At 53.6% G+C, this 20,439-nt stretch carries 18 protein-coding genes; 8 read left to right on the top strand and 10 right to left on the bottom strand.

Going from position 1 to position 20,439, the window contains the following annotated elements; genetic code table 11:
• The first annotated feature begins 89 nt into the window (after window positions 1–89).
• Window positions 90–944 (top strand): SMP-30/gluconolactonase/LRE family protein, encoded by an 855-nt coding sequence (locus G549_RS0114875; RefSeq protein ID WP_027835691.1) that lies wholly within the window; start codon window positions 90–92, stop codon window positions 942–944.
• Window positions 945–955: 11 nt separating this feature from the next.
• Here the strand turns inward: G549_RS0114875 and G549_RS0114870 are convergent, their stop codons facing one another.
• The 5 genes from G549_RS0114870 to G549_RS0114840 all read right to left on the bottom strand — a co-directional run bounded on the left by G549_RS0114870 (window position 956) and on the right by G549_RS0114840 (window position 5,880).
• On the bottom strand, window positions 956–1,795 hold the full coding sequence (locus G549_RS0114870; protein WP_027835690.1) for an ABC transporter permease: 840 nt from the start codon (window positions 1,793–1,795) through the stop codon (window positions 956–958).
• Window positions 1,792–2,595 carry an ABC transporter permease gene (locus G549_RS0114865; RefSeq protein ID WP_205468053.1) on the bottom strand — a complete coding sequence of 268 codons (804 nt, stop codon included), beginning with the start codon at window positions 2,593–2,595 and terminating at the stop codon, window positions 1,792–1,794. Before G549_RS0114865 ends, G549_RS0114870 begins: the two co-directional genes overlap by 4 nt.
• Before the next feature lie 134 nt (window positions 2,596–2,729).
• Window positions 2,730–3,452, bottom strand: a complete 723-nt coding sequence (locus G549_RS0114860; RefSeq protein ID WP_027835688.1) for a transporter substrate-binding domain-containing protein — start codon at window positions 3,450–3,452, stop codon at window positions 2,730–2,732.
• 48 nt (window positions 3,453–3,500) lie between these two features.
• Window positions 3,501–4,280: an ABC transporter ATP-binding protein gene (locus tag G549_RS0114855; protein ID WP_027835687.1), complete on the bottom strand. Its 780-nt coding sequence runs from the start codon at window positions 4,278–4,280 to the stop codon at window positions 3,501–3,503.
• 484 nt (window positions 4,281–4,764) lie between these two features.
• Window positions 4,765–5,880 carry a saccharopine dehydrogenase family protein gene (locus G549_RS0114840; RefSeq protein ID WP_027835685.1) on the bottom strand — a complete coding sequence of 372 codons (1,116 nt, stop codon included), beginning with the start codon at window positions 5,878–5,880 and terminating at the stop codon, window positions 4,765–4,767.
• Window positions 5,881–6,122: 242 nt separating this feature from the next.
• Here G549_RS0114840 and G549_RS0114835 point away from each other — a divergent pair, with 242 nt between their 5' ends.
• Window positions 6,123–6,566: an Lrp/AsnC family transcriptional regulator gene (locus tag G549_RS0114835; protein ID WP_036223023.1), complete on the top strand. Its 444-nt coding sequence runs from the start codon at window positions 6,123–6,125 to the stop codon at window positions 6,564–6,566.
• Window positions 6,567–6,775: 209 nt separating this feature from the next.
• On the opposite strand, the gene G549_RS0114830 is transcribed toward G549_RS0114835, so the two are convergent.
• Genes G549_RS0114830 through puuE form a run of 3 tightly spaced genes read right to left on the bottom strand, consistent with a single transcriptional unit; the run spans window position 6,776 to window position 9,547 of the window.
• Window positions 6,776–7,276, bottom strand: coding sequence for an ureidoglycolate lyase (locus G549_RS0114830; protein WP_027835683.1), 501 nt, complete (start codon window positions 7,274–7,276; stop codon window positions 6,776–6,778).
• Entirely contained in the window at window positions 7,277–8,101 is an 825-nt protein-coding gene (locus G549_RS0114825; protein WP_027835682.1) for a bifunctional allantoicase/(S)-ureidoglycine aminohydrolase, read from the bottom strand.
• A complete protein-coding gene (gene puuE, locus G549_RS0114820) occupies window positions 8,102–9,547 on the bottom strand; it encodes an allantoinase PuuE (RefSeq protein ID WP_036223022.1) in 1,446 nt (481 codons plus the stop codon). It lies immediately after the preceding gene.
• A gap of 188 nt (window positions 9,548–9,735) precedes the next feature.
• Between puuE and uraH the strand changes: the two genes are divergently transcribed.
• The 6 genes from uraH to guaD are packed head-to-tail and all read left to right on the top strand — an operon-like array spanning window position 9,736 to window position 17,259.
• On the top strand, window positions 9,736–10,092 hold the full coding sequence (gene uraH / locus G549_RS0114815) for a hydroxyisourate hydrolase (RefSeq protein ID WP_036223017.1): 357 nt from the start codon (window positions 9,736–9,738) through the stop codon (window positions 10,090–10,092).
• The gene (gene xdhA / locus G549_RS0114810) at window positions 10,092–11,573 is read left to right on the top strand and encodes a xanthine dehydrogenase small subunit (RefSeq protein ID WP_425528547.1); all 1,482 of its coding nucleotides are present in this window, start codon (window positions 10,092–10,094) and stop codon (window positions 11,571–11,573) included. Before uraH ends, xdhA begins: the two co-directional genes overlap by 1 nt.
• Window positions 11,573–13,879 (top strand): xanthine dehydrogenase molybdopterin binding subunit, encoded by a 2,307-nt coding sequence (gene xdhB, locus G549_RS0114805; RefSeq protein WP_036223015.1) that lies wholly within the window; start codon window positions 11,573–11,575, stop codon window positions 13,877–13,879. Before xdhA ends, xdhB begins: the two co-directional genes overlap by 1 nt.
• Entirely contained in the window at window positions 13,879–14,721 is an 843-nt protein-coding gene (gene xdhC / locus G549_RS0114800; protein ID WP_084634205.1) for a xanthine dehydrogenase accessory protein XdhC, read from the top strand. Before xdhB ends, xdhC begins: the two co-directional genes overlap by 1 nt.
• The gene (locus G549_RS0114795; RefSeq protein ID WP_027835676.1) at window positions 14,711–15,934 is read left to right on the top strand and encodes a urate hydroxylase PuuD; all 1,224 of its coding nucleotides are present in this window, start codon (window positions 14,711–14,713) and stop codon (window positions 15,932–15,934) included. The genes xdhC and G549_RS0114795 overlap by 11 nt, the downstream gene beginning before the upstream one ends.
• 11 nt (window positions 15,935–15,945) lie before the next feature.
• Window positions 15,946–17,259, top strand: a complete 1,314-nt coding sequence (gene guaD / locus G549_RS0114790) for a guanine deaminase (protein ID WP_027835675.1) — start codon at window positions 15,946–15,948, stop codon at window positions 17,257–17,259.
• Between the two features lie 237 nt (window positions 17,260–17,496).
• Here guaD and ade read toward each other — a convergent pair whose 3' ends face one another.
• Together ade and G549_RS0114780 are read right to left on the bottom strand one after the other, a co-directional pair.
• Complete coding sequence (gene ade / locus G549_RS0114785; RefSeq protein ID WP_210162437.1) at window positions 17,497–19,203, bottom strand: adenine deaminase; 1,707 nt, start codon at window positions 19,201–19,203, stop codon at window positions 17,497–17,499.
• A gap of 118 nt (window positions 19,204–19,321) precedes the next feature.
• Complete coding sequence (locus G549_RS0114780) at window positions 19,322–20,395, bottom strand: BMP family ABC transporter substrate-binding protein (protein WP_027835673.1); 1,074 nt, start codon at window positions 20,393–20,395, stop codon at window positions 19,322–19,324.
• Window positions 20,396–20,439: the final 44 nt, after the last annotated feature.

Raw genomic sequence — 20,439 nt, 5'->3', positions numbered from 1 at the left:
TAATCTGAATGTACAATCTGCATACCAACGGGCTTGTCAGCATGGTTTGGTTTGATAGCTAGTGGAGAGAACAAGTAGGGGAAGGTCTCATGGCAGCAGCAGTTTTTGATTCACGGCAAAACATTTTGGGTGAAGGCCCATTGTGGCACCCATTGCGCCAACAGCTTTTTTGGTTCGACATTCCCAATTGCAAATTGCGGTCGCAAATAAACGGTGCGCCGCTCGAGTGGGCGTTCGACGAAATCGTGACCGCCGCAGGGTGGAAAGACGAACGCACGCTGATCATCGCATCAGAAACCAAACTGTTCGCGTTCGATCTGAAAACAGAAGAAAAAAAGCATCTCGTTGATCTGGAACCAAACGTGCCGTCGCGTCGCTCCAACGATGGACGGATCGACCCCTGGGGTGGATTTTGGATTGGCACCATGTCCAAGACGGATCCAAGCAGCGAAAAAGGTGGGATCTACCGCTTTTATCAAGGCGAGCTACGTCTGCTGGTGCCGGAAGTGGCAATCCCAAATTCCATCTGTTTTGCGCACGACAAATCCTTCGCCTGCTACACGGACACGCCAACGCAGATTGTTTGGAAGCAAGCCCTGGATGGTGAGGGGTGGCCCGTCGGTGAGCCGACGATTCATGTGGATTTGCGAGAAACAGATCTCAATCCCGATGGTGCATTGATCGATGCTGCAGGCAACATCTGGATCGCCATGTGGGGCGCGTCATGCATTGTGCAGTTTGACAAAACAGGGCGTGAGCTACAGCGCCTTGATGTGCCGGCAAAGCAGCCAACCTGCCCAGCCTTTGGTGGTGAGAACTTTACAACGCTTTATCTCACCTCGGCGGCGGAGAACCTTGATGCGCCGAGCGCTGCGGATGGGCAAATATTTGAGTTTGCTGATGCGGTGCAAGGCCGCGCAGAATATGCGGTCAGCCTTGACTGACCGCACCGATTCTAACGCAATATTTGGGGCTTGATTTTCAGTTTCGCAGCCTGGTTTTCAGGCAGATGTTTATTCAGCCGTTTGTTGATCGCGCCATAGACCCCGATCACGCAAAGCGTGAGCAGAATAAAATAGAACGCCAAAATTGGATAAGGCACAAACGGGTTGAACGTTTTATCCGCGAAGTAGCTGGCGTAATAAAGCGCATCGCCTCGCTGTTGCCAGCTTGGAAAGCCTGAGAAAAACACCAAAGTTGTCGCGTGAAACAAAAAGATCGCTTCATTGGTGTAGGCGGGCCACGCCAAGCGCAACATGGTCGGCCAGATGATCTTTCTAAAACGAGGCCAACCTGTGATGCCATAGGCATCTGCCGCTTCCACATCCCCTTTGGGAATAGAGCGTAGGGCGCCATAAAAAATCTCGGCGGAATAAGCCCCTGTGTTGAGGAACAACACGAACAAAGCCCCAAGCCAGGCCTTGGTCAACCAACGTGTCTCCACCGTGATTTCCACAAAGCCAAGATTGATGTCGGTGCCCAGTCGAGGCAGCAAAACAAAAAGCTCGTAGGCGAAGAAGAACTGAATAAATAGCGGTGAGCCGCGGAAAATGAAAATATACCATTCAGCAGGCTTCCGCAGCAGCGGGTTTTTGCTGGCTTTTGCTGTGGCAACCGCCACCGCGAGGAAAAAGCCAAGGCCAAGCGCAATCACACCAAAATAAACGTTCCAAATCAGCCCTGAGCCGATCAGGGTGAACTGGTCGCAAAGGGTAAAATCCGAACGGGGCAAAAGCCGCTCGCCAAATCCCATTGAACGGAAGGCGTAATTTTGGATGGTTTCTAAGCAGCTCATGCAGCACCTCCAGCAGCGGACCCGCCGCCGGTTGTGGCTTGTCCCAAGCTGAGTTTGGTCATCAGCTTTTCAAACACAATTTCCGAAATCTTGGTCATGGCCAGATAGAACACCAAAAGGCCAAGGAAATAATAGATCCGCCAGTCGGGATGGGGGTACGAAAAGGCGGAGCTTTTTGAGCCGCCCAGTTCCCGCGCCCAATAAACGATATCTTCAACGCCCAGCAGAAACAGCAGCGGGGTTGCTTTGATCAAAATCATCCAAAGGTTTGAAAGGCCGGGCAGGGCGTAAATCCACATTTGTGGCATCAAAATGCGCCAAAACACTTGTCGGCGGCTCATGCCATAAGCTTCGCCCGTTTGCAGCTGGGCGTGGGGCACAGCGCGCATGCCGCCATATAAAACGTTGGCGGCAAACGCGCCAAAAACAATCGAAAATGTCAAAACGGCCAAAAGGAACCCGTAAGCCTCGTGCACCCATTGAGGTGAGCTCGACAAGGGCAGTTTCGCAGCAGCGCAAACCACAAAGTCGCTGCCTTGCCGTACAGGCTCCGTCCAATCAGAACACAGCGTTTTATGGCGCACATATTCAAAGGCTTGATCGAGCGCGATCACAAAGAAAAGGAAGAAGGCAATGTCAGGCACGCCGCGCACAATGGCCGTGTAGCCTTTGCCAAACCAGCGCAGCGGCGCAATGTGCGACCGCGCAGCTGTGGCGCCAAAAAAGCCGAACAATAGGGCGGTTGGCGCTGTAACCGCCAGCAACATCAGCACGGTGCCAAACGAGGCGTAAAAGCTCATGTGCTTGCCTGTTGTCAGATAACAGGTCAGCCAGGTGAGACCTTCAATTTGGTCCGGAGTTGCGCAGAATGAAAACATATTAGATCTACAATCAAATCAGGGCGGAAGCGCACTCCCGCCCTGTTATAGCTAACTTAGAAGCGTGGTGAATCTTCACCCAACCATTTAATGATCAGCTCGTTCAATGTGCCGTCATCTTTCATGGTTTGGATCGCTGCATCAAACTTGGCGCGCATCTCTGGATCAGATTTGCGGAAGGCCATGCCAATACCGCCACCCAATGGGATGTCTTCGCCAACAAAAACCATGTCGCCATTTGAATCTTCGACCAATGGGATCAAGAAGTCTTTGTCTGAAAGCACGGCGTCTGCTTCACCATTGCGCACAGCAGCAACAGTTTCGTCAGGCGTTGCGAACTCAAGCAAAGTCGCACCAGTTGTGGTGATGTGCGCTGATTGGATCGTGCCAGTTTGCGCTGCAATAACGCCGCCATCGAGATCAACATCTGCGCTCAAGGCTGCATATGCAGAAGGTGATGGAGGTGTGTAGTTTTGTGTGAAATCTACAACTTCTTGACGCTCAGGCGTGATCGACATGCCGGCGATAATCGCGTCATAGTTGCCAGATACCAAGTTTGGAATGATTGAATCCCAATCGTTGGTCACCCACTCACAATCCATTTCGGCACGCTTGCAAAGCTCATCGCCCAACTCGCGTTCAAAGCCGTCAACTTCGCCATTATCATTGATGAAGTTATATGGAGGGTAAGCGCCCTCGGTGCCAAGGCGCACAGTGTCCGCCATCGCAAAGCTTGTGCTCATTGCCAATACGGCAACGGAAAGCAAAAGTTTTTTCATTTTAGTCTCCCTTGGTTTAACCTCTTAAAAAGAGATCTTGAGTTGATTTTAGTCCGAAACGGTCGCACTCAAGAATTGCTGTAGCCGCTCGGTTTTGGTGTTCTTAAACACCTCATCAGGCGTACCTTGTTCTTCAATACGTCCCTGATGCAAAAAGATAACATGGTCCGACACATCGGCTGCCAACCGCATGTCGTGGGTGACAAGGATCATTGTGCGGCCTTCTTTGGCCAAATCCTTGATCACCTTCACCACCTCTTGCTCCAATTCAGGATCAAGCGCGGAGGTGGGTTCATCAAACAAAAGCGCTTGCGGTTCCATGGCCAAGGCGCGCGCAATCGCCGCCCGCTGCTGTTGGCCGCCAGAAAGCTGCGCTGGATAATTGTCACACTTGTCGCCAATGCCCACCTTGTCGAGCAATTTGCGGGCACGCTCTTCAACCACTGCAAGGTCTTCGCCCAACACAGTGACGGGTGCTTCCATCACATTTTGCAAAATCGACATATGGGCCCAAAGATTGAACTGTTGGAACACCATGGTCAGGTTGGTGCGGATGCGGATCACTTGTGCTTTATCAGCCGGATGACGATTAAGACCCTCGCCTTTCCAGTGCACAGGCTCACCGTCAAAAATGATGTCGCCCTGCTGGCTGTCTTCCAAAAGGTTCACACAGCGCAACAGCGTCGATTTCCCGGACCCTGAAGACCCAATCAGGCTCACCACATCGCCCTTGTGGGCAACAAGATCAACGCCTTTGAGCACTTCCAATTGGCCATAACTCTTATGAAGATCACGTACTTCAATGACAGGTGTTTGCGTGTCCGACATATTTTCTTTCATTCTTTGGTCGCTACCAACGATCTAGCCCAAAATGAGCTGGTACACAATTGGCTTTTGTTAGGCCAATGCCCCAAATGGGGGGTGTGCGCGTCCCGAATTAATACGAGACGCGGTAAAAATATAGGATGAAAGATCAAATGCACGCCGAAGTGACGCAACGATCAAGCTGACAACAAGAATCTGGAATGACCGCGCAAACGCGCTCAACAGCTCCGCCGGTCTGATGACCAGGTTCAAAAGCATCAAAACTACCTCCCTTACATCAGGTCCAATTTCTCGGGCCCGATTTGCGCTGTCCTCACAACGTCTTATCCGCAAATTCACTTTTTGCGATATGTTCAGTTTCAGTATGGCCTATTCTTTTTTGACTGAATAGTCACTTTTTTGTGCAAAATTTAACGTGCTTTTCGCACTTTGTGCAGGCCAATCCACCAAAATGAGAAAGGGTGAGCCTTGGCCCACCCTTTAATATTTATGCAGCTTTGTCGGTTTTTGTCGCTGTCTTGAGCGGCTTGCCGAGGAACATGCCGCCGAACCGATTGTCGAGGAATTCATCCAGATCAATCTGCTCTTGGCTCAAGAACCCTTTTTGCGGCAGTTTGCCCGTGCGCACCAAATCCATTGCCGCTGTCACGCCAGCAGCTGTGGTGATTTGAATGGCGGTCCATTCTTGCCCGGCCACTTCCATGGGGGTTGAAACATTGAGGAATGATTTTTCCTCAAAGCGGCCATTGATGGTGCCCGTTGCGGTACAGAAAACCGTCACCGTATCCTGCTTGGTCACAGGCAGTGCGGTGTTGAAGATTTCGCACATTAGATCCTGACGATTCTGCAATTTCAAATCTTGTAGCAAGATTTTCAAAATGTCGCGGTGGCCCGGATAGCGGATGGAGCGGTAGGATACGTTTTGGGCGTGGCCCGCCAACGTCTCGCACAATGTGCCCAAACCGCCTGATGTGTTAAAGCACTCAAATTCAGTGCCGTTTAGGGTAAATGTCTGCAAATTCTCGAGCGGTGGAACTTCCACCAGCTTTCCATCAACCAAAGCTTCGCATGGGTTGCAATATTCATTGACCATGCCTTCGGTGGACCAGGTGATGTTATATTTCAGCGCATTTGTAGGGAAGCGCGGCAAAGCACCCACGCGCATGGACAAATCTTCAACCTTGTCGAACTGCTTGGCAAGGTGATAACCGGCCACGCCCACAAAGCCCGGCGCCAAACCACATTGTGGCATAAAGGCCGTGTCCGCGTCTTTGGCCAAATCCCGCACGAATTTGGTGCCCTTAACGTCTTCCGTCAGGTCGAAATAATGGGTGCCGGCTTTTTTCGCGCCAGAGGCGATGGCTGGCGTCAAGAAGTAGGGCGCAGCGCTCAATACGGCTTGCTTGCCCTGAAGGGCGGCCACCAATTCATCTTCCTTGGTCACGTCCACTTTCGCGGTCTTCAGCCCCAATTTAGCCACTTCAGCCAAATTCTCTTCATTGGTATCGGCAATGGTCACGCTATATTCTGGCTGTGTTTCCAACACCACGCCTACCATGCGGCCAATTTTGCCCGCGCCGACAATCAAAACATCCCAATTCATATCTATCCCTCTGGCTTGATTTTTGTTCTGCCGAAAGTGTGACAGCGGGAACTGTCAGTGCCTAGAATCGGAACCGCCATAAAGATGACATAACGACGAATTTGGAGGCAATTTGCCGACAAAATGACGGAATTTAATATTTGAGAAAGGTCTTAACGCAATGAGGAACTTGCATATCGCCCAAATCTGGACCATCGTCATTTTATCAATCTATTGTCTTTTTGTCGGTGAGGAGCAGCGGCATGGATAAAGCCATTCGGGACGAATTGGACCGGCAATTGATCGCGCAATTGCAGTTCAACGCCCGCGCCAAAACATCCGACATTGCCAAAAAACTGGGCATTGCCCGCACCACGGTGCACGAGCGGATCGCCCGACTAGAGCGCATGGGCTATATCAAAGGCTACACGGTGCAATTGGCAGAAGATCCGGGTCGCCAGCATGTGGAAGCGCTTGTGATGATCGAAGTGCACCAGCAGCAGGGCAAGCAGATTGCCGACAAGCTAAAAGACTTTCCTGAGGTCAAACTCTGCCTCGCCATCAATGGCGAATATGATTTGCACCTGTCCGTGGAAGCGCCGCAGCTCGAAGATATTGACGAGATCATCGACGAAATCGCCCTCATCCCCGGCGTGCGCCGCACCCAAACGTCTCTGGTGCTGGGGCGCAAATTTGATCGGCGATAATCCCACTTTCGCCGCATCAAGAAATCTGGCTAAAGCACAAATAACCACCTCCACCGCGGTCATTACCGGACTTGATCCGGTAATCCATGTAGCCGTGGCCAAACGGCAAAGCTGTAGTGAAAAAACGCCGAGGCTGCACCTCGTCTCAACTTCTGCGTGGACCCCGGATCAGGTCCGGGGTGACGTTGGAAGCAAGCAGCTAATCCAACCTAATCATCAAACCCGACCAAAAAGCCCGGCTCATAAAAATATTCTTCCAGGTTTTCGCCCGGTCCGCCCCGGTCGATCACCACAAAATCGCTGGTCTGCTCCAGAGTGGTGAGCACCCCATGCCAGCACCCCATCTTTAAATTGATGCCCTGACCGGATTGGGTGAGAAATGCCAAGGGTGTACCCGGCGTGCCATTTTCATCTGGCGCAACAATCACCAAAAAGGGTCGTTTGGTCATCGGGATAAAGGCCTGTGAACCAAGCGGATGCCGTTCCACCATTTTGAAATGCAATGGAATATCATAAGGCTTGCCGCGGAAAATATTCACCAAGGGGCGCGGCTCGACGCCCCCCAGTTCCACTGTCGCCAGATCATTATAGCGGGTGCACATGCCATTATTGATCGGAAAGTGCTCGGCCTTATCCAGATCGATCACTTCGCCAAACGGCGCAAAAGCTTCAATACTCAGCGGCTTGATGGGGATGAAAGGAACTTCCATTTACGCCCCCAATGTCAGTTTCATATGCCGATTAACATCTTTGTAGAGCAGATAGCGGAACGGCTCCGGCCCGCCCGCATAGCAGGCTTGCGGGCAAAAGGCGCGCAGCCACATAAAGTCGCCTGCTTCCACTTCCACCCAATCTTCATTCAGCCGATAAACCGCCTTGCCCTGCAACACATAAAGCCCATGTTCCATCACATGGGTTTCGGCAAACGGGATGCTGCCACCCGGCTGAAACGTCACAATATTCACGTGCATATCGTGCGCCACATCATTGGGGTCAACAAATCGGCTCGTTGCCCAAGCGCCATCTGTGTCCGGCATGGGGATTGGATCGTGATTTGTTTCATGGGTCACAAAACTTTTCGGCGGCGCGATGCCGCCAACGGCTTCATACGCTTTGCGAATCCAATGAAAACGCAGCGGCGCGTCTGAATTGTTTTGCAATTGCCACGCCGCGCCTGCTGCCAGATAGGCATAAGAGCCTGCGCTTAGCTGATGCGTGTCGCTATCAAGAACCAGCTCACCTGCGCCATCGGTCACAAACAAAACGCCTTCGGCGGCTTGATCAGGCTCCGGCTTTTCGCTCCCGCCTCCGGGGGCGACTTCCATCACATATTGGGCAAATGTTTCGGCGAAGCCGCTCAAGGGGCGCGCAATAATCCATGCGCGGGTTTTGTCCCAGTGCGGCAGGTTAGAAGTCACAATATCTCTAAACACACCTTTGGGGATTACCGCGTAAGATTCGGTGAATTTTGCGCGGTCCGTCAGCAATTGGGTTTGCGGCGGCAAGCCACCTTTCGGCGTGTAATAATTGCTCATCTATTCCTCTTCAAACATATCTTTTAGCCGCAACAGCGCAATGCGCTCCACTTGCTGGCACGCCGTTGTGAATTCTTGATCGCGCTCATGATGCACGCGCTGTTGAAACTGTTCAAGGATCTGATCCTTGTTGAGCCCTTTTACGGCGATGATAAAGGGGAAGCCAAATTTGGCCGTATAGGCTTCATTCAACGCGGTGAATGTGGTGCGTTCTTCATCGGTGAGCGCGTTCAGCCCGGCGCTCGCTTGTTCTTTGGTGGAGTCAGCGGTCAATCGCTTTGCTGCGGCCAGCTTGCCTGCCAAATCTGGGTGCGCGTTCAACACTTTCAGTCGCTCGCTCTCCCGCGCTTTTCTAAATTGCGCCGCCAGCGCCGCATGCACCCCGGTGGCACAATTATGCGCTGGCCCCATCTCCGCCTCAAAAGCGCGTTCCGCGATCCAGGGCGAATGCTCAAACACACCGCCAAACTGATCGACGAAGGCTTTGCGGCTCATTTTGACCACATCAAATATTGGCGCAGCATAGGGGTGATGCTCCATCCAATGGCGGGCAATATCAATGCGGCGCGGCACCCACACATCGGGCTTGGATTGGACATAGTCGAGGAAACGCCTGAGCGCCATAATCCGCCCGGGGCGGCCAATCAGCCGACAATGCAAGCCGATATTGAGCATCTTCGGTGCACCCGCTTCGCCTTCGGCATAAAGCGCATCAAAACTATCCTTGAGATAGGTGAAGAACTGATCGCCGCTGTTAAAGCCCTGCACCGCGGCAAAACGCATATCATTTGTGTCCAGCGTATAGGGGATAATCAATTGCGGTACTTGTGCGTCGCCCATCGGTGCGCGCCAATAGGGCAAATCGTCGGCATAACTGTCCGAGACATAATCAAAGCACCCCATTTCCTGGGTCAGCGCTACGGTATGATCCGAGCAGCGCCCGGTGTACCAGCCTTTGGGATATTCGCCTGTCGCCTCATAATGCAGCTGGATCGCTTGCTTCATATGATCGCGTTCTTCGGCTTCGGTGAAGTCCTTATATTCGATCCATTTCAACCCATGCGACGCAAGTTCCCAACCCGCTTCCTGCATGGCGGCCACTTGTTCGGGCGAGCGCTTTAGGGCGGTCGCAACTCCATAAATGGTCAGCGGCAGATCAAATTGGGTGAACAGCTCATGCACGCGCCAAAACCCAGCCCGTGCACCATATTCATAGATTGATTCCATGTTCCAATGGCGTTGCCCCTGCCATTGCTGTGCGCCGACAATTTCGGATAAAAACGCTTCAGATGCCTTGTCTCCATGCAGCAGACAATTCTCGCCGCCTTCTTCATAATTGAGTACAAATTGCACCGCGATTTTGGCGCCGTTCGGCCACTTAACGGCAGGCTTGCGGCGGCCATAGCCGCGCATATCCCGTTCGTAGCGCTGAGGATGTTGCGTCATTTTTCCCTCAATATCTTGCTATTGATTGGCCATTGGCGAATGGCATTTATCCATGCACTATGCATGAAGCGGTGATTTGCGCCTAGGGGGAAATAGGCGCGCCAATCAATTTTTTGACCAATTGTTAAAAATTCTTGACAAAACGCCCGGAAACACTGCTAAAATACACCAATTGGGGGAGAAGAATTATGGCTTCAGGCAAACTCACAACACATGTGTTGGACACATCGCGCGGCTGCCCGGCAGCGGGATTGCAACTCTGCCTTTTCGAGTTGAACAATGGCGCCACGGAAAAAGTGTTGGACACGCGCACAAATTCCGATGGGCGCGTGGATCATCCGCTTATGGAAGGGACATTGAAAACCGGCACCTATGAGCTGCGCTTTATGGTGGCGGAATATTTCAAAGCGCAAGGTATTGAAGAGCCGCATGGCGCATTTCTGGATGAGGTGCCCGTGCGTTTTGTGATCGCTAAACCCTGCCAGCACTATCATGTGCCGCTTTTGCTGTCGCCCTATGGCTATTCCACCTATCGCGGGAGCTGATATTGGATTTTGATTCAAAGATTTCTTTTTGGCTGAACGATGAAAAAATCGAGCTGGATAAGCTCAACTCAGACCAGACTTTACTTGATTTTTTACGGCTTGAAAAAACGCTCCGCGGTACCAAAGAAGGGTGCGCTGAAGGCGATTGCGGTGCGTGCACCGTGCTGGTGGGACGGCTGAAAAAGGGCAAGCTGCGCTATCAGGGCGTCAATGCCTGCATCAGCTTTGTCGCCAGCCTGCATGGCACCCATATCGTCACGATTGAGCATTTGAAAAGCGATCAGGGACAGCACCCGATCCAGCAGGCCATGGTCGAACATCATGGCTCCCAATGCGGCTTTTGCACGCCGGGCTTTGTCATGTCGCTTTACGCCATGTGGATGGAAAATGCGGACCCTACAACGGCTGAAATTGAAGAGGCGCTGCAAGGCAATCTCTGCCGCTGCACTGGCTATCAACCGATCGTCAAAGCCGCCCGCAATATCGCAAAATTTGGCAGCTTGGAGCAGGATTTCCTGGTCAAAGAGCGCCAGCAAAATATCGACCGTTTGCAGGCGTTGGAAAATAATACGCCGATCGCCATATCGCAGGGCGACGATCAAGTCTTTGTGCCCAAAACCAAGGCGCAATTGGCAGAGCTTTATGCCGCCCACCCAGACGCGACTTTGGTGGCCGGGGCCACAGATGTCGGCCTCTGGGTCACCAAATTTATGCGCCCCATCTCCCCATCCATCTTTCTGACCGCACTCAATGATTTTGACGCGGTCCAGGAAAAAGACGGTCAGCTAATCATTGATGGGGGTGTGACCTACACCGACTTGCTGCCGCTGATTGATGAAAAACTGCCGCAACTCAGCACCTATTGGCGACGCATTGGCGGCGCCCAAGTGCGCAATATGGGCACCATTGGCGGCAATATTGCCAACGGCTCCCCCATTGGCGACACGCCACCGCCGCTGATCGCGCTCGGCGCAACCATCACCTTGCAAAAGGGCGAGGAAACTCGCCAGCTGCCACTGGAAAAATTCTTTATAGACTATGGCAAGCAGGACCGGGCGCCCGGCGAATTTGTCGCGCAGATTCAGGTGCCGCTGCCCAAACCCGAAGCGCATTTCGCCACCTACAAAATTTCCAAGCGCCGCGACGAAGACATTTCGTCGGTCGCCGCTGCCTTCTATCTCGAAATGGGCGGCGACAAGATCGGTGCCTTGCGCATTGCTTATGGCGGCATGGCGGGCGTGCCCAAACGCGCTTCTCACGTAGAAGCAGCGCTGAACGGCAAGCTGCTCACCCGCGACACATTTGAAAACGCGCTCAATGCTTTCGATCAGGATTTCACCCCGCTCACCGATATGCGTGCCAGTGCCACCTATCGCCAGCAAGTGGCGAAAAATCTGCTGCTGCGCTTTTATGATCAACATTTTGGCGAAGCGGAAAGTTTAGATACATTGCGCCAAGCTGCACTGGTGGAGGTGAACTGATGAGCCAAAAGCAATCTGCCCTCGGCCCAAAACCGCACGAATCCGCCCACAAACATGTGGCAGGCGCTGCTGATTATCTTGATGACATCAATGAACCGGCGGGCACGCTGCACGCCTATATCGGCCTCAGCACCATCGCGGCAGGCACAATTGAAGGCGTGGATTTCACTGATGTGTTGGCGCACCCGGACGTGCTCGGCGTGCTCACTGCCACCGATATTCCGGGCGAGAACGATGTCAGCCCCACGGCGCTGCATGATGATCCGATCTTCGCCGATAAAGAGGTGCAATTCCTCGGCCAACCCGTCTTTGCCGTGATCGCGACCCACCGCGATGCCGCGCGTCGTGCGGCGAAAAAAGCCAAGATCAGCTATCAAGAAAAACCCGCCCTCATCGATATTCGCGCCGCTGAAAAAGCAGGCGGAAAATTTGTGACCCCGTCACTGACTTTGAAAAATGGTGACGTGAAAGCGGCGATGGAAAAGGCCCCAATGCGCCTTAAAGGCGAAATGGAAATTGGCGGTCAGGATCACTTCTATCTGGAGGGCCATATCGCCATGGCCATTCCGGGGGAAGACGATACGGTCAAAGTCATCTCCTCCACCCAGCACCCGTCTGAGGTGCAGCATATGGTGGCCCACGCTTTGGGCACCCATCAGCATGCGGTGAATGTGGAAGTGCGGCGCATGGGCGGCGGCTTTGGTGGTAAGGAAACCCAGGGTGCTTTGTTCGCCTGCGTCGCAGCCATCGCGGCGAAAAAATATAAGCGCGCGGTGAAAATTCGTCCGGACCGCGACGATGATATGGTAATGACCGGCAAGCGCCACGATTTCCTCGCCACTTATGAGGTGGGCTTTGATGAAAGCGGCAAAATCCACGCGCTGGATGCTGACTTTGCCGCCCGCTGCGGCTTCTCCGCTGATCTGTCTGGTCCGGTAACGGACCGCGCGCTGTTCCATGCGGACAATTGCTATTTCTTCGAAAATGTCGAGCTGCGCTCGCGCCCGCTCAAAACCAACACTGTCTCCAACACCGCTTTCCGCGGCTTTGGTGGCCCGCAGGGCATGATCGGTGGTGAACGGGTGATCGAAGAGATCGCCTATCAGCTGGGCAAAGACCCACTTGAGGTGCGCCGCGCCAATTTTTATGGCCCAAACACGGGCAACACCACGCCTTATCACCAGATTGTTGATGACAACATCATCACCAAAGTGGTGGACGAGCTGGAAGAAAGCGCCGACTACCAGGCCCGTCGCCAAAAGGTGCTGGATTTCAACAAATCCCACAAGAACCTGAAGCGCGGCATTGCGCTCACCCCGGTTAAATTCGGCATTTCCTTCACCGCCACCTGGTACAATCAGGCGGGCGCTTTGGTGCATATCTATAAGGATGGCTCCATTCTGCTCAATCATGGCGGCACGGAAATGGGGCAGGGGCTATATTCCAAAGTGGCACAAGTGCTGGCGGACGAGTTGCAGGTCGATCCGGCCCGCGTCAAAGTCAGCGCCACCCGCACCGACAAAGTGCCCAACACCTCTGCCACCGCCGCGTCATCCGGCACGGACTTAAACGGCATGGCCGCCGCCGATGCGGCACGGCAATTGAAAGCACGGCTGGTGCGTTTCGCCGCCGACAAGTTTCAGATCGAAGAAGCGGACGTGAAGTTCGGCTACGAGCATTTGGACTGCGCAGGCAAGCAAGTGCCATTCGAAGAGCTGATCGCCGCCGCCTATATGGAGCGCGTGCATCTGTCTGCCGCCGGCTTTTACAAAACCCCCGAGATTCACTGGAACCGGGAAACCGGGCGCGGCACGCCGTTCTATTATTATGCCTATGGCGCCGCCGTGTCCGAAGTCGTGATCGACACGCTCACCGGCGAATATTTTGTGGACCGTGTGGATTTGCTCCATGATGTGGGCAACTCGATTAATGAAGGCATCGATATGGGCCAGGTCGAAGGTGGATTTATTCAGGGCATGGGGTGGCTCACCACCGAAGAGCTTTGGTTCTCCGATAAAGGCGAGCTGAAAACCCACGCGCCCTCCACCTATAAAATCCCGCTGGCGTCCGACCGGCCCCGCACCTTCAACACCAAGCTGGTCACCTGGTCGAAAAATGAAAAGCGCACCATCAAACGGTCAAAAGCGGTGGGCGAACCGCCCTTTATGCTTGCCATTTCGGTGCTGGAAGCCCTCTCCATGGCGGTGGCCAGCGTTGCCGACTATAAAACCTGCCCGCGCCTAGATGCCCCGGCCACGCCGGAGCGCATTTTGATGGCGGTGGAAAGGCTGAAGGGACAGCGCTGATGGGGGCGATTTCCACTTGGCAACAATTCTGGGCGCTGGCAAAGGGCGAGGCCATTCTGGTCGAGATCTTGGCCATCAAAGGCTCAACCCCGCGCGATATGGACGCAAAAATGGTGGTTAGCGCGTCAGAAATGTTCGGCACCATTGGCGGCGGCCAAGCCGAATATATGATGATGGACGAAGCGCGCAAAATGCTGCGTCAGGGCCAGGATCATCGCGAGATCGATTTGCCGCTCGGCCCACAAATCGGCCAATGCTGCGGCGGACATTTCACTTTCTCCCTGCGTCGCCTCGATGCGCGCGCCGCACAGATTTTCGAACAGAGCTTACGCAGCGAAGCGGACGCTCGCACACCAATCTATATTTTCGGGGCAGGCCATGTGGGCCGCGCTTTGGCGCAAGCGTTAAAGCCGCTGCCGTTCAGGCCGATCCTGATCGATCAACGTGCCGAAGAATTGTCAAAAATCGACAATATTGAAAAACGCCTCAGCCCGCTGCCGGAAGCCGAACTGCGCGTCGCGCCAGATGGGGCAGGCGTGGTGGTGGTGACCCATGATCACGCCTTGGACTTTATGATCGCGGGCGAAGCCTTGGCCATGAACCGCTTTTTCTATGTCGGCATGATCGGCTCAAAATCAAAGCGCAACACATTCCGCTCCTGGTTGGCCGATGCCTATTCAGATGCTTCATTTGATCAATTGGTGCTGCCCATAGGTGGCGCCAAAGTCAAAGATAAACGGCCCGAAGTGATTGCGGCGTTGGTGGCGGCAGAATTGATTGAACAACAGGCGGCGAATGCACAGAACGCCAAGGTGAATTTGGGGGGCGAATATGCCAGATAGTGCAATTTTTTACGAATGGATCGCCTTTGGCATGCGCTGGTTGCATGTGATCACCGCCATTGCGTGGATCGGCTCCAGCTTCTATTTCATCGCCTTGGACCTAGGTCTCAAGCCCAACCCGAAACTGCACAAGGGCGTGCGCGGCGAGGAGTGGCAGGTCCATGGCGGCGGCTTCTACCATATCAAGAAATATATGGTCGCGCCCTCACATATGCCCGAGCATCTGATCTGGTTTAAATGGGAGGCCTACACCACCTGGCTTTCCGGCTTTGCCCTGCTCGCCATTGTCTATTATGTCAGCGCGGATCTTTATCTGATCGACCGCAATGTGATGGATATGGGCGTGCCGCTCGCCATCTTCCTGTCGGTCGCCTCCATCGCCGGGGGCTGGATCATTTATGATCTCTTGTGCAAATCCCCCATCGGCAAAAGCGATACGGGTCTGATGGTGCTGCTGTTTGGCGTGCTGGTCTTTATGGCTTGGGGCTACACCCAAATATTCACCGGCCGCGCCGCGCTGCTGCATTTGGGGGCCTTCACCGCCACCATCATGTCGGCCAATGTGTTTTTCATCATCATCCCCAATCAAAAAGTGATTGTGGCGGATTTGAAGGCCGGTAAAGAGCCGGACCCAGCCTTGGGCAAACAGTCGAAACAGCGCTCGGTGCACAATAATTATCTCACCCTGCCGGTGATCTTTTTGATGTTGTCGAACCATTACCCGCTGGCCTTCGCCACCCAATATAATTGGGTGATCGCCTCAATGATCTTTTTGATCGGCGTGCTGATCCGTCATTTCTTCAACACCAAGCACGAAACCGGCAAGTCCTTGAGCTGGACATGGTTTATTTCGGCAGTGTTGTTTATCCTGATCATGTGGCTCTCCACCAATCCGAAAATCTCCGGCCTCACCGAAGATAAAATGGCCACCCTCAATGCCGCGCCTTTTATGGCGTCCGCACAATTTGAAGAGGCGCGCGACACGGTGATGGGCCGCTGCTCCATGTGTCACACCGAAGAGCCGGTGTGGGATGGGGTGCATCAAGCGCCGAAAAATGTCATTTTGGATAATGACCAGGCCATTGCCGCCCACGCCAAGGAGATTTATATCCAGGCCGGGCGCAGCCACGCCATGCCGCCGGGCAATGTGACCTACATGTCAGATGAAGAGCGCGAGCTGCTTGTGGCATGGTATGAAAGCGTAAATCAGTAGGACCGATCAATATGAGTGAAAAACTAGTCCGTGGGCGCTTGCTGAGCTTCCACGCGAAACCGCAGGCGCGCGATGATGACAGCGCCTATCGCTATATTGAAGATGGCGCTCTGCTGGTGCGCAACGGCACCATTGCCGCTATGGGCAGTTTTGACGAGGTGCGAACGCAAGCAGACGATGGCGTGCAAATCCATGACCATTGCGGCAAGCTGATTATGCCCGGCTTTATTGATCCGCATATGCATTTCCCGCAAATGCAGGTGTTGGCGTCTTATGCCGGGTCACTGTTGGAATGGTTGAACACATATACCTTTGTGGAAGAGCAACGCTTTAGCGATTCCGTGCATGCGGCGCGGATTGCAGACCATTTGATGGACGAGTTTATCCGCAATGGCACCACCACCGCCAGTGCCTTTTGTTCGGTGCATCCCGGCTCGGTTGATGCCTATTTCAGCGCCGCCTCCCACCGCAATATGCTGATGCTGGGCGGCAAAGTGATGATGGATCGCGAAGCGCCAGAAGCGCTCACTGACACGCCACAATCATCCTATGACGACACCAAAGCCGGCATTGAAAAATGGCATGGGCTCGGCCGCAATTATTATGTGATCACCCCCCGCTTCGCCATCACCTCCACGCCAGAGCAATTGGAAGCCGCAGGGGCCTTGGCGAAAGAATTTCCAGACCTGCACATTCAAACCCATTTGAATGAAAACAAAAACGAAATCGCCTTCACCAACGAGCTTTATCCTGACGCTGGCGACTATTTTGCCATCTATGAAAAATATGGGCTGGTGGGCGACAAATCCTTGTTCGGCCATTGCATCCATATGAGCGATCGCGAGCGCGACGCCATGTTTGACACAAAGTCCGTGGCGGTCTTCTGCCCCACCTCAAATATGTTTATCGGCTCCGGCCATTTTGATTGGCAAAATATGGAAGGTGACCACAAACAGGGCCGCATTGGCTTGGCCACCGATATTGGCGGCGGCACCTCCATCTCCATGCTGCGTACCATGGATGAGGGCTACAAAGTCTTGCAATTGCAAGGCCAACGCCTGCCACCTCTGGTTAGCTTTTACCAAGCGACATTAGGCAACGCTGAGGCCCTTTCCCTGCAAAGCCGTATCGGTACTTTGGACGAAGGCAGCGATGCCGACTTTATCGTCCTCGACGCCACAGCAACCCCTGTGATGAAGCTGCGCATGGAAACAGTGCACGATCTGGAACAAGAGCTGTTTCTCCTGCAAACCATGGGCGACGACCGCGCCATCGTGGAAACATATGTCGCTGGGGAAGCGCTAAAGTCTAAACTGGCAGGGTAACACCTCTAGCGGCCTCCCGGCCTTGAGCCGGGTCCGAATATCATCGCAAATATAGGCAAGTAGGCCCCGGATCAGGTCCGGGGCGGCCTAGTGGGTTTTGTGCGCTCAGCGGCTCATGTGAGTTTGTTTCTGTGTAAATCATCTGCCTACACTCCACCGTCATTACCGGACTTGATCCGGTAATCCATGCAGCACCAACGGTTACACAGGAGCGTCACTTATTGAACGACGCGCCCCTCACTTCACAAAATCAAACGCATCCACATCAAACAGCCCATAATCCGTCATCTTCAAATGTGGAATCACCGGCAATGCCAGAAACGCGACTTGCAAAAACGGTTCAGGCAGCGTGCACCCCAAACCATGTGCCGCATCGCGCAGCTTCTCCAACGCATGGGCCACTTCTTCAAACGGCAGTTCGCTCATCAGCCCGGCAATGGGCAAGGACAGCTCCGCCAAAATCTTGCCCTCATGCGCCACGCAAAAACCGCCGCGCATGTCAATAATGCGGTTGGCGGCGGCGCTTAAATCGTCCGGGTTGGTGCCCACCAAAGTGATGTTGTGGCTGTCATGGCCCACCGAAGAGGCAATCGCCCCTTGTTTCAGCCCGAAACCTTTCACAAACCCATGGCCAATATTGCCATTCTTGCCGTGCCGCTCCACCACGCTCACTTGGATGGCGTCCTGTGCCGTGTCTGGCTGCAAAATGCCGTCCTCGCGCGGCAACACGCCCTCTTCACGATAGGTGAGGATCAGGCCGGGCTTCACCCCCATCATCGGGGTCAGGTTTTTGCCCTCACTGGCCGGCACCTTAAACTGATCAGGGGTGGTCTTTTGTGCCTTCATCGAATGAAGACCAATCGGCTCAAGCGAAGGCCGCGCCGCAAAAGCGGCATCATCCACCAACTGGCCGGATTTGATCACATCGCTCACCGCGCATTGTTCCAAATCATCCAGCAACACAATGTCCGCCAGCCAGCCTGGGGCGACAATACCCCGATCATCGAGGCCGAAAATCCGTGCCGCCGAATGGCTCGCCGCGCGATAAACATGATGCATCGGGCAGCCTTTGGCGATCAGACGACGGATCAAGCTGTCCAAATGGCCTTCCTCATGGATATCCAGCGGATTGCGGTCATCGGTGCATAGCGCCACAAAGCTGGAGCTTTCCGCGGTCAGCACTTCCGCGAGCGCATTCAAATCTTTCGACACAGAGCCTTCGCGGATCAAAATCGCCATGCCTTTGCGCATCTTCTCCCGCGCTTCATCGGCTGTGGTACATTCATGGTCGGTACGAATTTTTGCGGCCAAATAGCCGTTCAAATCATCGCCGCGCAGCAGTGGCGCGTGGCCATCAATATGCCCATCCTGAAATGCCAGCAGCTTGTCGAGCACCTCATCATTGGTGTTGATCACACCGGGGAAGTTCATAAATTCCGCCAACCCGATCACGCTCGGATGGTCGCGATAGGGCAGCAGATCCTCAATCAGCAATTCCGCACCAGATGTTTCAAACGCCGTGGCGGGCACGCAGGAGGACAGATTGACCTTAATGTCCATCAGGCTGCGTTCTGACGCATCGAGAAAATATTTGATTCCGGCCGCGCCCAGCACATTGGCAATTTCATGTGGGTCGCAAATAGCGGTGGTCAGCCCGTAAGGCAACACACAATGGTCGAACTCCATCGGCGACACCAGCGAGCTTTCAATATGCAGATGGGTGTCAATAAACCCCGGCACAGCAAAGCGGTCTGCCCCATCAATTTCGCGTTCGCCCTCATAAGTGGAATGAGTGCCCACAATCCGGTTGCCGACAATGGCAATATCGCTGGTGGTAATTTCACCCGTGATGATATCGAGCAGGCGCACATTTTTGATCACCAGATCCGCTTTGCGCTGGCCCGCGCCCGCTTGGATCATCCTGGCCAATTCCGCCTTGTTCATCACCATTCCCCCAGCGTTCTATTTTTATCTTTTGGTCAAATATTATAGCGGTTTCAGCACCAATAGAAAAGGGCGGATCATACGACCCGCCCTCAAATCATAAAAAGCTATTCAGCCCTTATTGCGGCAATTGATCATCAACGCCTTCAACATAGAAGTTGAGGCCAAGCAATACGCCATCTTCGGCCACTTCGCCTTCTTCAAGCCAAACAGAACCGTCTTGCTTGTTCACAGGGCCAGTGAATGGCTTCAACTCACCTGAAACAATGGCAGCCTCTGTGGCTTCCGCCATGGCTTTCACATCGTCTGGCATGTTGGTGTATGGCGCCATTTCAAGAATGCCTTCTGCCAAACCATCCCAGGTTGACTGGCTTTCCCATGTGCCATCCATCACGTCTTGCACGCGCTTGATGTAGTAGGCACCCCAAGTGTCCACAATCGCAGTCAATTGTGTTTCTGGGCCGGCTGCAATCATGTCAGAAGCCTGACCGAACGCTTTGATGCCACGCTCTGCTGCCACTTGCATTGGTGCAGTGGAGTCAGTGTGCTGGGTCAAAATGTCAACGCCTTGGTCGATCAAGGCTTTGGCCGCATCGGCTTCTTTACCGGCGTCAAACCATGAGTTCACCCAAACCACTTTCAGTTTGAAATCTGGGTTCACACTCTGGGCACCCAGTGTAAAGGCGTTGATGCCTTGCACAACTTCTGGAATTGGGAATGACGCAATATAGCCTGCCACGCCCTTTTCGCTCACTTCTGCTGCGATCTGACCAAGAATATAGCGGCCTTGATAGAAGCGTGAATTGTAGCTGGTCACGTTTTCAGCTGTTTTATAGCCAGTGGCGTGCTCAAACTTCACGTCTGGAAAGCGCTCCGCAACAGCCATGGTTTGATCCATAAAGCCAAAGCTGGTGGTGAAGATCATTTCACAGCCAGAGCGGGCAAACCGTTCGATAACGCCTTCTGCCTGAGGGCCTTCAGCCACGTTCTCAATGAACGGAGTTTCGATTTTGTCACCAAAATGCGCTTGCAATTCTTGGCGGCCAATATCGTGCGCCTGTGTCCAGCCGCCATCAGTTTTTGAGCCAACATACACAAAGCACACTTTCATGGGATCTTCTGCAAGTGCAGAAGCCGCCATGCCAAGCGACATTGCGGCAACGCCAGCAAGTCCAATCAGCAGTTTCTTCATCTCTACCTCCAATGTTTGACCCGGCAACATGCCGAAATCTTTTT

The organism is Maritalea myrionectae DSM 19524 (assembly GCF_000423365.1).
Lineage (GTDB): Bacteria > Pseudomonadota > Alphaproteobacteria > Rhizobiales > Devosiaceae > Maritalea > Maritalea myrionectae.
The sequence above is the reverse complement of the archived record's forward strand: the minus strand, read 5'-3'. Positions and strand labels throughout refer to the sequence as shown.

Excerpts from the sequence above, each read along its gene's own strand:
- G549_RS0114795 (WP_027835676.1), top strand. The coding sequence starts at position 14,711 with ATGCCAGATAGTGCAATTTTTTACGAATGGATCGCCTTTGGCATGCGC.
- ade (WP_210162437.1), bottom strand. The coding sequence starts at position 19,203 with ATGAACAAGGCGGAATTGGCCAGGATGATCCAAGCGGGCGCGGGCCAG.
- puuE (WP_036223022.1), bottom strand. The coding sequence starts at position 9,547 with ATGACGCAACATCCTCAGCGCTACGAACGGGATATGCGCGGCTATGGC.
- G549_RS0114835 (WP_036223023.1), top strand. The coding sequence starts at position 6,123 with ATGGATAAAGCCATTCGGGACGAATTGGACCGGCAATTGATCGCGCAA.
- G549_RS0114855 (WP_027835687.1), bottom strand. The coding sequence starts at position 4,280 with ATGTCGGACACGCAAACACCTGTCATTGAAGTACGTGATCTTCATAAG.
- G549_RS0114870 (WP_027835690.1), bottom strand. The coding sequence starts at position 1,795 with ATGAGCTGCTTAGAAACCATCCAAAATTACGCCTTCCGTTCAATGGGA.
- G549_RS0114830 (WP_027835683.1), bottom strand. The coding sequence starts at position 7,276 with ATGGAAGTTCCTTTCATCCCCATCAAGCCGCTGAGTATTGAAGCTTTT.
- G549_RS0114780 (WP_027835673.1), bottom strand. The coding sequence starts at position 20,395 with ATGAAGAAACTGCTGATTGGACTTGCTGGCGTTGCCGCAATGTCGCTT.
- guaD (WP_027835675.1), top strand. The coding sequence starts at position 15,946 with ATGAGTGAAAAACTAGTCCGTGGGCGCTTGCTGAGCTTCCACGCGAAA.
- xdhB (WP_036223015.1), top strand. The coding sequence starts at position 11,573 with ATGAGCCAAAAGCAATCTGCCCTCGGCCCAAAACCGCACGAATCCGCC.
- xdhC (WP_084634205.1), top strand. The coding sequence starts at position 13,879 with ATGGGGGCGATTTCCACTTGGCAACAATTCTGGGCGCTGGCAAAGGGC.
- G549_RS0114825 (WP_027835682.1), bottom strand. The coding sequence starts at position 8,101 with ATGAGCAATTATTACACGCCGAAAGGTGGCTTGCCGCCGCAAACCCAA.
- G549_RS0114875 (WP_027835691.1), top strand. The coding sequence starts at position 90 with ATGGCAGCAGCAGTTTTTGATTCACGGCAAAACATTTTGGGTGAAGGC.
- G549_RS0114860 (WP_027835688.1), bottom strand. The coding sequence starts at position 3,452 with ATGAAAAAACTTTTGCTTTCCGTTGCCGTATTGGCAATGAGCACAAGC.
- uraH (WP_036223017.1), top strand. The coding sequence starts at position 9,736 with ATGGCTTCAGGCAAACTCACAACACATGTGTTGGACACATCGCGCGGC.
- G549_RS0114840 (WP_027835685.1), bottom strand. The coding sequence starts at position 5,880 with ATGAATTGGGATGTTTTGATTGTCGGCGCGGGCAAAATTGGCCGCATG.
- G549_RS0114865 (WP_205468053.1), bottom strand. The coding sequence starts at position 2,595 with ATGAGCTTTTACGCCTCGTTTGGCACCGTGCTGATGTTGCTGGCGGTT.